Annotated in this window: 13 protein-coding genes; 7 read left to right on the forward strand and 6 right to left on the reverse strand. The window is 38.2% G+C overall.

Features of this window, described 5'->3' with window-relative positions; genetic code table 11:
- The first annotated feature begins 2 nt into the window (after positions 1-2).
- Complete coding sequence (locus tag DHD80_RS07505; RefSeq protein WP_251740545.1) at positions 3-1469, forward strand: M14 metallopeptidase family protein; 1467 nt, start codon at positions 3-5, stop codon at positions 1467-1469.
- Positions 1470-1535: 66 nt separating this feature from the next.
- Complete coding sequence (locus DHD80_RS07510; RefSeq protein WP_251740546.1) at positions 1536-2168, forward strand: 7-carboxy-7-deazaguanine synthase QueE; 633 nt, start codon at positions 1536-1538, stop codon at positions 2166-2168.
- Between the two features lie 52 nt (positions 2169-2220).
- Here the strand turns inward: DHD80_RS07510 and DHD80_RS07515 are convergent, their stop codons facing one another.
- Positions 2221-2799, reverse strand: coding sequence for a DUF2911 domain-containing protein (locus DHD80_RS07515; RefSeq protein WP_251740547.1), 579 nt, complete (start codon positions 2797-2799; stop codon positions 2221-2223).
- A 258-nt stretch (positions 2800-3057) separates the two neighbouring features.
- Here DHD80_RS07515 and asnB point away from each other — a divergent pair, with 258 nt between their 5' ends.
- From asnB to secDF, 5 genes are all read left to right on the forward strand, one after another.
- Entirely contained in the window at positions 3058-4662 is a 1605-nt protein-coding gene (gene asnB / locus DHD80_RS07520; protein WP_251740703.1) for an asparagine synthase B, read from the forward strand.
- Between the two features lie 183 nt (positions 4663-4845).
- A complete protein-coding gene (gene gyrB, locus DHD80_RS07525) occupies positions 4846-6786 on the forward strand; it encodes a DNA topoisomerase (ATP-hydrolyzing) subunit B (protein ID WP_251740548.1) in 1941 nt (646 codons plus the stop codon).
- Between the two features lie 108 nt (positions 6787-6894).
- Complete coding sequence (locus DHD80_RS07530) at positions 6895-7887, forward strand: DUF6588 family protein (RefSeq protein ID WP_251740549.1); 993 nt, start codon at positions 6895-6897, stop codon at positions 7885-7887.
- An 89-nt stretch (positions 7888-7976) separates the two neighbouring features.
- The gene (gene mdh / locus DHD80_RS07535; RefSeq protein WP_251740550.1) at positions 7977-8903 is read left to right on the forward strand and encodes a malate dehydrogenase; all 927 of its coding nucleotides are present in this window, start codon (positions 7977-7979) and stop codon (positions 8901-8903) included.
- Between the two features lie 165 nt (positions 8904-9068).
- The gene (secDF, locus tag DHD80_RS07540; protein ID WP_251740551.1) at positions 9069-12071 is read left to right on the forward strand and encodes a protein translocase subunit SecDF; all 3003 of its coding nucleotides are present in this window, start codon (positions 9069-9071) and stop codon (positions 12069-12071) included.
- Positions 12072-12309: 238 nt separating this feature from the next.
- On the opposite strand, the gene DHD80_RS07545 is transcribed toward secDF, so the two are convergent.
- From DHD80_RS07545 to folE, 5 genes are read right to left on the reverse strand one after another with little or no spacing between them, the layout of a single operon-like run.
- Positions 12310-12804 carry a DUF192 domain-containing protein gene (locus DHD80_RS07545; protein WP_251740552.1) on the reverse strand — a complete coding sequence of 165 codons (495 nt, stop codon included), beginning with the start codon at positions 12802-12804 and terminating at the stop codon, positions 12310-12312.
- On the reverse strand, positions 12801-13625 hold the full coding sequence (gene lgt, locus DHD80_RS07550) for a prolipoprotein diacylglyceryl transferase (protein ID WP_251740553.1): 825 nt from the start codon (positions 13623-13625) through the stop codon (positions 12801-12803). Before lgt ends, DHD80_RS07545 begins: the two co-directional genes overlap by 4 nt.
- A 46-nt stretch (positions 13626-13671) precedes the next feature.
- Positions 13672-13920 carry a membrane protein insertion efficiency factor YidD gene (yidD, locus tag DHD80_RS07555; protein WP_251740554.1) on the reverse strand — a complete coding sequence of 83 codons (249 nt, stop codon included), beginning with the start codon at positions 13918-13920 and terminating at the stop codon, positions 13672-13674.
- A 4-nt stretch (positions 13921-13924) separates the two neighbouring features.
- Complete coding sequence (gene cysS / locus DHD80_RS07560) at positions 13925-15409, reverse strand: cysteine--tRNA ligase (protein WP_251740555.1); 1485 nt, start codon at positions 15407-15409, stop codon at positions 13925-13927.
- 11 nt (positions 15410-15420) lie between these two features.
- The gene (gene folE / locus DHD80_RS07565) at positions 15421-16098 is read right to left on the reverse strand and encodes a GTP cyclohydrolase I FolE (RefSeq protein ID WP_251740556.1); all 678 of its coding nucleotides are present in this window, start codon (positions 16096-16098) and stop codon (positions 15421-15423) included.

A 16098-nucleotide genomic window follows, 5' to 3' on the forward strand; every position in this document is an offset into this window, starting at 1 on the left:
AAATGAAAAAAATACCTGGTCTTATCGTAATACTACTATTAATTGCCCATAGTTCATTCGCTCAAAATGATACGTTTTCAAAAGAACTTTTTGAAAATTATTCAGCATTTAAAGAGAAAGAGATTACCCATAGGCGTTTAAAACATGAGGATATAATTGGGCTTTTGGATAAGCATGAGTTTCAGAAAAATGTTCAAATTCAAAAGGTGGGAGAATCTATCGAAGGCCGAAGTCTTAATCTCTTAAGTTTAGGAAACGGGACGGTTGATGTTTTTCTCTGGTCCCAAATGCATGGAGATGAATCTACCGCGACCATGGCAATTTTTGATATCCTCAATTTTTTTAACTCTGAAGAGTTTAACGAGGAGAAAAAAATGATGCTCGATAATCTGAAAATTCATTTCCTGCCTATGCTGAATCCTGATGGGGCTGAAAAATTTACCCGGCGCAATGCCCTGGGAATCGATGTGAATCGTGATGCCTTAAGATTACAGTCACCGGAGGCTAAAACACTAAAAAGGATCAGGGATAGTTTAGATGCAGATTTTGGTTTTAACCTTCATGATCAAAGTAAATATTATAATGCTGAAAGAACTGAAAAACCTGCGACGATATCCTTTCTAGCTCCGGCGTATAATTATGAAAAGGAAATAAATGAGGTGAGGGGGAATGCCATGAAAATTATTGTAAAAATGAATAAAGTTTTGCAAGAGTTTGCCCCGGGGCAGGTAGGAAGATATAATGACGATTTTGAACCAAGGGCCTTTGGCGATAATATTCAAAAATGGGGAACCAGTACCATTCTCATTGAATCTGGTGGTTATCCCAACGATCCTGAGAAACAGGAAATCCGAAAACTAAATTTTGTAAGTATTCTGTCTGCTTTAAACGCTATCGCCACCGGAAGTTATAAATCTGAAAATATTTCTGATTATGAAAAAATTCCAAATAATGACAGGATGTTATTTGATCTCAAAATAACAGGTCTTAGGTATCAGTTAAATGGAAAGCCGTATGTCCTTGATCTTGGAGTAAACCGGGATGAGGTTGACCTAAATGATAATGCTGAATTTTACAATGTTGGAAAAATCACAGATCAGGGTGATCTTTCTACCAGCTATGGGTATGAACAGCTGGATGCCACGGGCATGAAATTAGAAATGGGAAAAATTTATCCGGAAAAAATAACTTCAAATGAAGCGCTTAAAAATCTTGATGTCATTAATTTATTGAAAGAAGGATATGCGTATATAAAAGTAGATGCTCCCATGTTGAAGGAAAAATACTCTTACTTTCCTTTGAACCTGGTTTCTGAAGACTTTGAAGCAAGCACAGAATTAAAACCGGGAATGGCCGCGAATTTTTTTCTATATCAGGATGATGAGGTAAAATATGCCGTGATCAATGGCTTTCTTACCCGGCTCAATGATCCTAAAAAAGAGATAAAAAATACCATCATTTCCAATTAGGGAGACAGACTTATTCAGCCTGTCCTAAACAGATTAAAAGTAATAGTTTGTCTATCTTTGCCAGTTATGATTTCAGAAGAAACAAAAGAGCTGGTAGATCAGGGAATTATGCTTCCATTGATGGAGGAATTCTATACCATCCAGGGAGAAGGATTTCATAAAGGAACTGCTGCCTATTTTATTAGAATTGGTGGTTGCGATGTGGGCTGCCATTGGTGTGATGTAAAAGAAAGCTGGAATGCAGAACTTCATCCTCCAACCCATATTGGCCAGATTGTAGAAAATGCTTTAAAATATAGTAAAACTATTGTGATCACCGGCGGAGAACCCCTCACCTGGGATATGACCCAATTAACTCAAAGTTTAAAAGATAAAGGCGCATCCATTCATATTGAAACTTCCGGAGCCTATGCTCTTTCTGGAATTTGGGACTGGATCTGCTTATCCCCAAAAAAAATTAAATTACCTACGGAAGAGATCTATCCCCTGGCACATGAATTAAAAGTGATTGTTTTTAATAAGCATGATTTAAAATTCGCTGAAGAACAGGCAGCTAAAGTATCTGAAAATTGCATTCTATATTTACAACCGGAATGGAGCAATCGTGAAAAGATGATTCCGTTAATAGTAGATTATGTAATGAAAAATCCCCAGTGGAAAGTTTCTCTGCAAACACATAAATATTTAAATATTCCATAAAAAAAGACCCTCAATTTTGAAGGTCTTTTCAATTTATAAATTCAACTTAGAATTATTTTGCGTTTTTGAAAGGAACTTTTACATAACTATTATCCCATCCAATTAAAAGATCAGCGCCGTTACCGGAATCTTCAAAAGCCATAGATAAGGCTTCGATCGTATTTGGGGCCTTTCTCACCGGAACATTAATTCTTACCAGGTCCTGCTCATCTGTATATTCATAAGCACCCCAGGTATTGTTGCTCTTATTCAGAATTATTGTCCACTCTTTTTCATTAGGAATTGTATAAATGGTATAATTTCCTGCCGCAACTACTTCATCTGCAACCTTCATATCTCTGTAAAGGGTAAGTTCAGTAGATTCATTCGCACCGGTTCTCCAAACTTCTCCGTAAGGAACAAGTTTCCCAAAAACTTCCCTTTCTCGTTTTTGTGGTCTGCTATAAATTACCCTGGCAACCGGAGCTTCGTCTTTATCTCTATATAAAGCAAGATCCATTGGACTGGAATCTAATTTTGAAAAATTCAATTCCGCTTTGGAATAATTTACTTTTCCATCTTCCTGGGCATTAATCGGATTTGCAAAAATTAAACAAATGGCGCTAAAACCGCCTATTATAAGCTTTTTCATGTTTTAAAATTTCAATTAATAATTTCCCTAAAGATAATTCATGTCGCTCTTCTCAATTGTTAAAATATCATAAAGGTTCTCTTAAAATTTACGGGCGTATTCACTAATGTTAGCGAGGAATAAAAAATTTACAATTTTAATTTATATCAATATCTAATATTAAAAATTTGCTTTATAAATGTAACCAATAATCGATTAATTGTTTGCATAAATGCACATATGATGAATATTTGCCTTGAAATTATAAAACAAAACGTCATGTGCGGAATTTTAGCAGTTATAGGAAAAGATATCGATACAAGAAAAGTGCGGGATCTTTCTAAAAGAATGTCTCACCGGGGTCCCGATGAAAGCGGGATCAAAATTACTGATGCTGGTTATGTATTAGCTCACGAACGTCTTTCTATTGTAGACCTTACTACGGGAATCCAACCAATTCAGGGAAGTAAAAAAGCCTGGATGATCCATAATGGAGAAATTTATAACCACGTGGCATTGCGAAATAATGAACTTAAAGATCATCAATTTAGAACAACTGGAGATTCTGAAGTGATTGTGCATATGTATGAAAAATACGGATATGATTTTGTAGATATGCTAGATGGGGTATTTTCTTTTGTGGTTGTAGACGGGGAAGATTTTATCGTTGGTAGGGATCCTATTGGAGTTAAACCTCTGTATTACGGGCAGGACGAAAGCGGGGCGATGTGGTTTTCTAGTGAAATGAAGGCTCTGGCAGATGCATGTGTAGAATTTTCAGCTTTTCCTCCGGGACATTATTACACTCCAAAAACGGGATTTGTAAGATATTATCAGCCGGAGTGGTTTGATTCTGAAAAATCTGTTCAGCCATTAGACCTGAAGAAGTTAAGGGAAAGCCTAATTGCCGCCACCAAGAAACGTCTAATGGCCGATGTGCCTTTAGGTGTCTTATTAAGTGGAGGTTTGGACTCCTCTTTAACAAGTTCTATTGCCGCCCGTTTGATTGAAGGTTCAGGTCAAAAATTGCATTCTTTTTCTATTGGATTAGATGCTGATGCTCCAGACCTTGTAGCGGCGAGAAAAGTAGCTGACTTTTTAGGAACTGAACATCATGAAATTCATTTCACGGTGGAAGAAGGGATCGAAATACTTGAAAAACTGGTATGGCATCTGGAAACTTATGATGTGACTTCCATCAGGGCAAGTACACCTATGTATTTCCTTTCCAAAGTAATAGCTGAGAAAGGTATAAAAGTGGTTCTTTCAGGAGAAGGAGCAGACGAGATATTAGGAGGTTACCTTTATTTTAAAAATGCACCTTCCGCGGAAGAATTTCAGAGAGAAACTGTGAGAAGAGTACAACGACTGGCTACTGCAGATTGTTTAAGAGCAGATAAATCTACGATGGCACATGGATTGGAAGCAAGGGTTCCATTCCTGGATAAAGAATTTTTACAAACCGCTATGGAAATTGTTCCTGAAGAGAAAATGGCACAAACCTATGATGGTGTTGAAAAATATATTCTAAGAAAAGCTTTTGATACCCCGGAAAGGCCATTTTTGCCACAAGAGGTTTTATGGAGGCAAAAAGAACAGTTCAGTGACGGGGTTGGCTATAACTGGATCGATCAGTTGATCGAATATGCTTCGAAACAGGTAACTGATACTGAATTAGAAACTGCAGCGGGTAAATTTCCTGTAAATACGCCAACTACGAAAGAAGCCTATTTTTACCGAACTATTTTTCACAAGCATTATCCACAGGATTCCGCAGCGAAAACAGTAAAAAAATGGATCCCGAAATGGCAAAAAGATCTGGATCCAAGCGGAAGGGCAAATGAAACCCACGTAGCTCCGGGAATGAAAAAAGCGATGGCTTAAATCATATTTAAAGATTATAATTTCAAAGTTTCCTTAACCCGGTAGAATTGTCTATCGGGTTAAGGTTTTTCCACATAATTTGTTGATAACTTAAAGGCTATAGAGCCTGCTTCTAGCTGTTAAAAAAATGTGAATCGTTATATTTGTTCGTTATCAAAAAATGACAAAATAACTAGCGTATTTATGAGCGAAGAAGTTAAGAAGAATAAATATTCAGCCGATAGTATTCAGGCCCTGGAAGGGATGGAGCATGTACGTATGCGCCCGTCTATGTATATTGGAGATACTGGTGTTAGGGGATTGCACCATTTGGTGTATGAAGTTGTTGATAATTCTATTGATGAAGCGATGGCTGGCCATTGTGATTCTATAAAAGTCACCATAAACGAAGATAATTCCATCACCACTGAAGATAACGGTAGGGGGATTCCTATTGATCTTCATAAGAAAGAAGGAGTATCGGCACTTGAAGTGGTAATGACCAAAATTGGTGCCGGGGGTAAATTTGATAAAGATTCTTATAAAGTTTCCGGTGGATTGCACGGGGTAGGGGTTAGTTGTGTAAATGCCCTTTCTGAACATTTAACCGCAACGGTTTATCGCGATGGAGAGAAGTGGCAACAGGAATATAATTTAGGAAAGCCACAATATCCCGTAAAACAAATTGGGGATACCGATTTAAGCGGTACCACAGTGACCTTTAAGCCAGATCCAAGTATTTTCCAGCAGACTTTAGAATATAACTACGACACGCTGGCCAGTAGAATGCGGGAGCTGTCCTATTTAAATAAAGGAATTACCATCACGCTTACAGATAAACGTAGAAAAGAGGATGATGGTGAATTTGTTCAGGATACCTTCTACTCTGATGAAGGTTTAAAGGAATTTATCCGGTTTTTAGATGGCAACCGTGAGGCTATTATTAGTGATGTAATTTCCATGGAAGGGGAGAAGAACGATATTCCCGTGGAAGTTGCCATGATCTATAATACTTCTTTTAACGAGAACCTTCATTCCTACGTTAACAATATTAATACTCATGAAGGTGGAACGCATTTAAGTGGTTTCAGAAGGGGGCTTACTACTACTTTAAAAAAGTATGCTGATGCTTCCGGGCTTCTTGATAAGATAAAATTTGAAATTACCGGAGATGATTTTCGCGAAGGTTTAACTGCGATTATTTCGGTGAAAGTCCAGGAACCTCAATTTGAAGGACAAACCAAAACGAAATTAGGAAACCGGGAAGTTACTTCAGCAGTGAGCCAGGCAGTTTCAGAAATGCTTGAAAATTATCTGGAGGAAAATCCCAATGATGCGAAGACAATTGTTCAGAAAGTAATCTTAGCTGCGCAGGCAAGGAATGCCGCGAAAAAAGCCCGTGAAATGGTTCAGCGTAAAACGGTCATGAGTGTTGGTGGCCTGCCTGGGAAATTATCTGACTGTTCTGAACAGGATCCTGCACAATGCGAGGTGTTTCTTGTAGAGGGTGACTCTGCAGGGGGGACGGCCAAGCAGGGAAGGGATCGTAAATTTCAGGCGATCTTGCCATTAAGAGGTAAAATTCTGAATGTTGAAAAAGCCATGTCCCATCGTGTTTTTGATAATGAAGAGATCAAGAATATATATACGGCACTTGGTGTAACTATTGGGACTGAAGATGATAGCAAAGCGCTTAACCTTTCCAAATTACGTTATCATAAAGTGGTGATCATGTGTGATGCCGATGTAGATGGTAGCCACATTGAAACACTAATTTTAACCTTTTTCTTCAGGTATATGAAGGAGTTGATTGAAAATGGGCATATTTTTATTGCCACCCCACCTCTTTACCTTGTGAAAAAAGGCCAGAAAAAGCGTTACGCCTGGAATGATAAGGAAAGGGATGAAATAGCTGAAAGTTATAGTGGCGGAGTTCAAATCCAGAGATATAAAGGTCTTGGGGAAATGAATGCCTCGCAACTTTGGGATACAACTATGGATCCTGAGCATAGAATGTTAAGACAGGTAAACATTGATAATGGAGGAGAAGCCGACAGGATTTTCTCCATGTTGATGGGCGATGAAGTGCCCCCGAGACGGGAGTTCATTGAGAAGAATGCCAAGTATGCCAATATTGATGCATAAGATTTGAAAAAGATTGAAGGCCCACACAGAACTAAGTGTGGGTTTTTTGCGTTATTATATCTTCAAGGCAATTATTTTATTATTTTTGCGCCCTAAACCCAAATCATTTTGAAAAGATACCTATACCTATGCGTAATCGGAATTTTGTTAATTCCGAATGTTACTTCCAGTCAGGAACAAACAGATGTAGACTTGTTTATTGAAGATATGCTCTTCCTGGGTGGCAGTTTTGCCAGACCTGCTGCCAGCAGTGCCGCTTACCAGGCGAGTGCGGGTTGGTTTAGTTCCGCCACACCGTTAGAAAAATGGAAATTCAATGTTTCTCTTCAGGGAAATGCCCTTTTTGTTCCCCAGAGTAAAAAAGAATTCGCTGCCGGAAATAATAATTTTAAGATTTTAAGCATTATGGGTGGGGAGAGAAATGTCCTTTTACCTACTGCTTTTGGAAAATCTACCGATGTGCAATTTGAAGGTACTATAAATTATTTAGGGCAAACGATAGAAATTACCGAATTCGATGCTATCGACGGTATTGATAAGGGAGCTTTGATTTATCCCTTTGCCCAGGTTTCTATGGGATTGCCTTTAGGAACTGAATTGGCTGTACGAGCCTTACCTGAACTGGCAGTAGACGGTTCAAAGTTTAGCACTTATGGTGTTGGATTAAAACATAATTTAACGCAATATTTTCAGCTGAAAAGAAGAAGGGATATGTTCCAGCTTGCATTGGCAGGTTCTTATAACCTCTTTGATGTGAAGTATGAATTTGAGCAAATTGCTGTTCCTGAAGTCGTCACCTTAAATTTAATAGACGTTCATGCAGATGTATGGATGGCAGAGGTTTTGGCTTCTAAAAAGTATGAAAACTTTGAAATTTTTGGTGCACTTGGAGTTACCGGATCTAAATTCGATTATGCATTTGGAGGTACCGGTTTTGGTTTGCCTTTAATTAATAATGCTATTGTCGCTCTAGAAGATTCAGAAACGCAATTCAAAGGTGATGTAGGCTTCAATTTATATTTTACAAACTTTAAAGTGAGTACGATGGTTACTGCAGGAAACTTTTTCAATCTTAATCTAGGTCTGCATTTTAGAATCTAAATACCAGCCTTTTAACCATTCCTTATTAGAATTCTCTGGCTTTATTTGTAATTTCGCGTCAAACAATTTAGAAATCAAATATTACATTTATGAAAGTTACGATAGTTGGAGCTGGTGCAGTTGGTGCCAGTTGCGCAGAATATGTTGCCATTAAAAACTTTGCTTCAGAAGTTGTTCTTGTTGATATTAAAGAAGGATATGCTGAAGGGAAAGCAATGGACCTGATGCAAACAGCCACGCTTAATGGTTTTGATACAAAAATAACCGGAAGTACAAGCGATTACTCAAAATCTGCAAATTCCGATATTGCCGTGATCACCTCGGGAATTCCAAGAAAACCTGGGATGACCCGGGAAGAATTGATCGGGATCAATGCAGGAATTGTGAAGGATGTTTCTTCAAACCTTATCCAGCATTCTCCAAACGTAACCATTATTGTGGTGAGCAATCCTATGGATACGATGACTTACCTTGTTCATAAAACCACAGGATTACCGAAAAATAGAATTATTGGAATGGGCGGCGCTTTAGATAGTGCACGTTTTAAATATAGGTTAAGTGAGGCTTTAGAATGTCCTCCATCTGATGTAGACGGGATGGTAATTGGTGGTCATAGTGACACAGGAATGGTGCCTTTAACCAGATTGGCCACTAGAAACAGTGTTCCTGTAACTGCATTTCTTTCAGAAGAAAGATTAGAGCAGGTTTCTGAAGATACCAAAGTTGGAGGGGCAACCTTAACTAAATTATTGGGTACAAGTGCCTGGTATGCACCTGGTGCTGCAGTTTCTGCCTTGGTTCAGGCGATTGCCTGTGATCAAAAGAAAATGTTTCCATGTTCCGCTTTATTGGAAGGTGAATACGGGATTAATGATATTTGTATTGGAGTTCCTGCGATTTTAGGAAAAAATGGCCTGGAAAAGATCGTTGAAATTAAACTTGATGACAAAGAAATGGCGAAAATGAAAGAAAGTGCGGAAGGTGTCAAAAAAACCAATGCCCTTTTGGAATTCTAATCCATAGAAAATAACATACCATATTAGGAAAGCCACAGTAATTGTGGCTTTTTTATTGAAATTAAAAGTTAAAACTATCTAAAGGAAAATATTGGGATTTGATTTATGAAGTCCTATATTTGTCCGTTTTTAAAATAAACCTATTAATCAATAATTTGAGGAATAATGCAGAATAAAGGACTGATTAAAGTTTTTGCAATATTGTTTGGGCTGGTATGTCTTTATCAGCTGTCTTTTACATTCTTTACCAATAAGGTTGAAAGTGATGCGGAAGAGTTTGCTGTAAGAGCTTACGGGGATGATGTTGAGGACTATTCACAAAAAAGGGATGCTGCCGAAGCCAGATATCTGGACTCCATTGGAAATGAGGATATTTTCGCCGGAATCACTTACAATAATGCCAAGGATAAAGAACTAAACAAAGGTCTTGACCTTAAAGGAGGGATCAACGTTATTCTTCAAATTTCTGTAAAAGACATTCTTAGCGGGCTGGCAAATGATAGCAATGATCCGGCTTTTAGAAAAGCTTTAGCTGAAGCTGATGCTGCACAGGCCGATAGCCAGGATGATTATGTAGATCTTTTCTTTGACGCTTTTAATGATATTCCAGGTGCAAAACTGGCTTCTCCAGATGTTTTCGCGAATAAGACATTAAGTGATGAGGTTAACTTTAATATGAGCAATCAGGAAGTTGAGCCCATCATAAGAACTAAAATTGATGAATCCATCACTTCAGCTTTTGAAGTATTGAGAAAGCGTATTGATAAATTTGGCGTAACTCAGCCTAATATTCAGCGTTTGGGAAATTCAGGAAGAATTTTAGTTGAATTGCCCGGAGCAAAAGACATCAGCAGGGTCAAAAATTTACTTCAAAGTACGGCGCAATTAGAATTCTGGCATGTGTATAAGAATTCTGAAATAGGAAGCTTCCTTGTACAGGCAAATAATAAATTAATTGAACTTCAACGTTCAGAAAAGACAAGTACTCAGGAAGAAACCGATACTACGGCAACAACCGGAGATAGTGAAATTGATGAATTGCTTGCAGATGCAGAAGACAGTACCGAGGTTGCAACTTCAGCAAATCCCATTTTTGATCTTTTAGTGTCTCCTGGTTATCAGGGAGGACCTGTTCTGGGGAATTTCCATGTTCAGGATACAGCAAAAGTAATGGGATATATTACGACCCCTCAGGTGCGTAATCTTCTTCCCAATAATCTTCGTTATGCGAAATTTGTATGGGGTGTACCAGATGCAGATTCTGAAACTGCTTCTTTATATGCGTTAAAAGGTAATAGAACTATGGAACCGCCGTTAAGCGGAAGTGTTATTACCGATGCCCAGCAAACTTTTGATCAGTTAGGTCGTATTGCCGTTACCATGCAAATGGATGGTACGGGAGCCAAGATATGGGAAGATATGACCAGTCAGGCCTCTAATGAACAAAGCAATATCGCCATTGTCCTGGATAACGTTGTGTATTCAGCACCGGGCGTTTCTACCGGGGCAATTTCAGGTGGTAGGAGTGAGATCTCAGGTGATTTTTCAATAACTGAAGGTCAGGATTTAGCTAACGTGTTACGTGCCGGTAAATTACCTGCTTCTGCAGAAATTATTCAAAGTGAAGTTGTAGGTCCATCCTTAGGTCAGGAAGCAATTGACAGTGGTATTTTATCTTTTGTTATAGCTTTGATCCTTGTTCTTTTATGGATGATCTTATATTATGGCAAAGCGGGTCTTTTTGCAGATATCGCCCTTGCCGTAAACATTTTATTCATCTTCGGGATTTTGGCAGGCCTTGGAGCTGTTTTAACCTTGCCTGGTATTGCCGGTATCGTATTAACCATAGGTATGTCGGTTGATGCGAACGTACTTATTTTTGAACGTATCAAAGAAGAGCTTGCCAAAGGTAAAATACAGCGCGATGCGATTAAAGATGGTTTTAGCAATGCTTTATCTTCCATCCTTGATGCTAACATAACTACTGGTTTAACAGGTATTATTTTATTTGTTCTTGGAACCGGACCCATCAAAGGTTTTGCAACTACTTTGTTAATAGGTATTGCAACGTCTTTATTTACGGCAATTTTTATCACAAGATTGTTTATTGATGGATATGGAGTAAAAGGTAAATCCCTGGCATTTTCTACATCTATTACCAAGAATTTATTCACGAATATGAATTTTGATTTCCTTGGTAAAAGGAAAATGGCCTATATCGTTTCCGGTTTATTGATCATTATAAGTTTAGGATCATTGTTAACCCAGGGTCTTAACGAAGGGGTGGATTTCGTAGGTGGGAGAACCTATACAGTTCGATTTGCTGATGATGTGAACCCAACTGCAGTGGAGAAAGATCTTATCGCTGCTTTTGAAAGTGCCGAAGCAAAAACTTTTGGCCCGGATAATCAATTGAAAATTACTACGAAGTATCGTGTTAATGATCAGGGAGCAGAAGTTGATGAAGAAATCCAGCAAAGCCTGTTTGGCGCATTAAAGCCTTATTTGCCTTCAGATATTACGTATGAGCAGTTTAGTAGTGGTGGAGATGAAAAAGCAGTAGGTATTATGCAATCTATGAAGGTAGGTGCAACCATTGCCGATGATATTGAAAATGCATCTTTCTGGTCGGTAATTGGATCGCTAATAGTAGTATTTCTCTATATTCTCCTAAGATTCCGTAAGTGGCAGTTCAGCTTAGGAGCGGTTGCAGCGGTTTTCCATGATGTATTAATTGTATTGGGTATATTCTCATTGTTACACAGTGTTATGCCTTTCAGCATGGAAATAGATCAGGCGTTTATTGCGGCGATATTAACGGTGATTGGTTACTCGCTAAATGATACCGTGGTAGTATTTGACAGGATTAGGGAATATGTTGCGGAACATAATACCTGGCCGCTTGGTAAAACCATTAATGCTGCATTAAACAGTACTTTGAGTAGAACTTTAAACACCTCCCTTACTACCTTGGTAGTATTGATTGCGATCTTTATTTTTGGTGGTGAAGGAATAAGAGGATTTATGTTCGCCCTGATCATTGGTGTGATCGTGGGTACATACTCATCCCTGTTTATCGCGACACCGGTAATGTTTGATAGTGTTTCAGACAAATCTAAAATTGAGAGAAAGAAGAAAGCTGAATTAGAGGAAGCAAAGACTGTATAATATTCAGAAATTAGAAATTAGAGCATAGAAAAAGGCTTTCCAAACCGGAAAGCCTTTTTTATTTAAATGTATATCCGTTTTCTGCCCTAAAAGTTTTTTCGTCACCCTGAATTTATTTCAGGGTCTCCATATTACATTGATTTACATTGAAATGAGATTCTGAAACAAGTTCAGAATGACATCATTTTTCAGTTTAGGATGCTTTACGGACAAACAATTATTTTATAACACTATTTTTTTATAATTCTTCGAAAGAAATTTTATCACCTTTTTCCAGGTTCCATTTTTCTGAAAGTCCGCCATTGATCTCCAAAACAAATTGTGCTGGCCCATCTGAAGGCAAGCTGGTTTCGCTTCTTGGTTCCGCATTCGCCTGGATATTTACCAGAGTGCTATCTGCATCAAAATAAATGATATCCAATGGGAAATAGGTGTTTTTCATCCAGAAACCATGCTGGCTTGAATAATTGTAAACAAATAACATTCCCTGGTTGTCCTCCATCCCATCCCGATACATCAAACCGGTTTCAATCTCGTATGGAGTTCTTGCAAACTCGATATCAAGCTTCTGAATAGTATCTCCGGAATTTTTTATAAGGTATAATTCCCCTTCTTTTTCAAAGGAAATTTCATTGGTCTCCATATTTTCTTTAGTTGTTTCCTCTTTACAGGAAACAAAAGAAATTTGAAAGGCGAGGGTGATCAAGCCTAATTTCAACCAGTTCTTTTTCATGTAGTGTACGTCTTCTGTGCAGGTCTAAACATAAAGTATAAACCGGCTATTATAAAGGGAATACTAAGCCATTGTCCTGTATTGAATAACCACATCGCCCGTTCCTCAACCTGTGCCTCTTTCACAAATTCTACGAAAAATCGTACCGTCCACAATAGCACTAAAAATAAACCAAATATATAACCCAGTTTAAAGCGTTTTTCAGTTTTCCAGTAGATGAACCATAGAATTAAAAATATCACCAGGTAGCTGATGGATTCATATAATTGGGCGGGATGCCGTGGAAAGTCTTCACCTAATTTCTCGAAGATCACGCCATAATCTGAATTGGTTGGTTTTCCTATAATTTCTGAATTGATAAAGTTGCCAATCCTTACGAAAATTGCACCGCTGGCAACCGGGATAACTATTCTGTCTAAAATAAATAAAACGGGTTTTTGTAATATTCGCTTTGTATAAAGATACATGGCTACGATAATTCCAATCGCGGCACCATGACTGGCTAAGCCGCGAAATCCGGTAAATTCAAATTCCGGTTCGAATCTTACTGGTAAGAAGATCTCCAATAAATGATTTTGAAAATAATCCCAATCATAAAATATAACATGGCCCAATCTTGCGCCGATTAGAGTGGCCAAAACTGTATAAATGAAAAGGGAGTCCAGTTTTTCAACTTCAATATTTTCACGAATAAAAATTCGCTTCATGATATACCACCCAAGTGTAAAGGCGATCAAAAACATGACACTGTAATAGTGTATAGTGAGAATTCCTAAATCCAGACCTTCAGAAGGATTCCAGCGTATGGCATTAAAAAGCATTGGTTAGTTTTTTGATTATGGGTAAATATACGTATTTGGAAATTCTTTAACTCGCTTTGTTATCCGTTTTTGCAGGCACAGGATCATAACCACAACCACCCCAGGGATTACATCTTCCTATTCTTTTTAATCCCATCCAAAAACCTTTTAGTGGTCCATGAATTTGTATGGCTTCAATCATATAGGTAGAACAAGTGGGTTCGTACCTACAGGCTGATGGAGTTATAGGTGAAATAAATTTTTTATAAAAATTCACCAGTCCAATCAGCAAACTACTTACCCATTTACCTATCATTCTGTCAATTTAACGAAAAGGTAGTTCCATCTTTTCCATCGTTCAACTGAATCCCAATTTCCTGTAGCTGATCCCTAATTTGATCGCTTAAAGCGAAATTCTTGTTGCTCCTTGCTTCTGCGCGTAGTTGTATTAAAAGATTTACAGCTCCGGAAAGTTTATCGGCATCGAGGCTTGCTTCAGTTTGAGCGTCCATGATCCCAAGGATATCAAACAAAAATGCACTCATGCTCGTTTTTAATTCTTCTTTATCTCCTTCGGAAATTTTTAAAGATCCATCCTTTACTGAATTGATCATTTTAACCGCATCAAATAATTTGGCAATTAGAATGGGGCTGTTGAAATCATCGTTGAGGGCATCATAACAATTTTGTTTCCATGCTGAAATAGTAGCTTCAGAAGCAGATGAAACAGGCAATTCTTCGATAGAATGATAAGCATCCATCAATCGATTAAATCCTTTTTCACTTGCTGATAAGGCTTCCGATGAAAAATCGAGAATGCTTCGGTAATGTGCCTGTAATATAAAAAACCTGGCAACATTTGGAGAAAATGACTTTCCAAGAATATCATTGTCGCCGGTAAAGATATCTTCAGGTAAAATAAAATTCCCGGTGCTTTTGGCCATTTTCTTGCCGTTTAGCGTAAGCATATTAGCATGGAGCCAATAATTAACCGGTGATTTTCCTGTAGCCGCTTCTCCCTGGGCAATCTCACATTCGTGGTGCGGAAATTTTAAATCCATTCCACCGCCGTGAATATCGAATTCTTCCCCTAAATATTTTGTGCTCATCACTGTACACTCCAGGTGCCAGCCGGGAAATCCATCACTCCAGGGTGAAGGCCAGCGCATAATATGTTGGGGTTCGGCTTTTTTCCATAAAGCAAAATCCTGAGGATTTTTCTTATCGCTTTGCGCAGAGAGTTCTCTAGTGTTGGCAATCATATCTTCAATCGCCCTGCCACTTAATTTCCCGTAAGAGTGATCTTCATTGAACTTTAAAACGTCAAAATAAACCGAACCATTTGCTTCATAAGCATAACCTTTTTCAAGAATGGTTTTTATGATTTCGATTTGCTCAACAATGTGACCGGTTGCGGTGGGCTCAATGCTTGGTGGCAGATTGTTGAACTTTTGCAGGATATTATGGAAATCTACGGTATAGCGTTGTACCACTTCCATAGGTTCAATTTGCTCGATCCTTGCCTTTTTAGCAATGCGATCTTCGCCGCTGTCCGTATCATTTTCAAGATGACCGGCATCAGTAATATTTCTTACATAGCGAACTTTATATCCAAGATGTTTCAAATACCGGAAAACAAGATCAAAAGAAATAAAAGTGCGGCAATTTCCCAAGTGAACATTGCTGTAGACTGTAGGTCCACAAACATACATTCCAACATTTCCTTCATTAATTGGGGTGAAAACCTCTTTTTCACCACTCATTGAATTGTAAATTTTCAAGGTTTGATCCTGGTAAAGCGCCATGAAAGGTTTTTTTAGAAAGTAGTATCTAATTTAATATAATCAAGAAATTCACGACGAACTTCCTTTTTCTTGAAAGCTCCGCCAAATTCACTTGTTACAGTACTGCTTTCTATATCCCTAATGCCCCGACTGTTCACGCAAAGATGCTTAGCATCAATAACACAGGCAACATCTACGGTGCCAAGAACATTTTGAAGTTCATGTACTATTTGCATGGTCATCCTTTCCTGAACCTGAGGTCTTTTTGCATAGTAATCTACGATCCTGTTCATTTTAGAAAGTCCAACAACAGTCCCATTGGAAATATAGGCTACATGGGCCCTACCCACGATGGGTAATAAATGATGTTCGCAGGTTGAATAAACCGTAATGTTTTTTTCAACCAGCATTTCACCATATTGGTATTTATTCTCGAAAACTGAAGCTTTTGGTTTTCTTTTTGGGTGAAGACCTGAAAACACTTCGTTCACATACATTTTTGCCACTCTCATGGGAGTGCCTTTTAGGCTGTCATCAGTAAGATCAAGACCAAGGGTTTCCATGATCTTTCTCACATTCTCCTGGATTTCCTCAATCTTTTCAGCATCACTTTTTTCAAATGCATCCTCTCTTAGTGGGGTATGTGCACTGCTGCCTGCATGTGCATCACCCATTTCTTCGATTTCGGTAAGAATTTTATCTATTTTCAT

Source organism: Gramella sp. AN32 (genome assembly GCF_023718305.1).
Classification (GTDB): Bacteria; Bacteroidota; Bacteroidia; order Flavobacteriales; family Flavobacteriaceae; genus Christiangramia; species Christiangramia antarctica.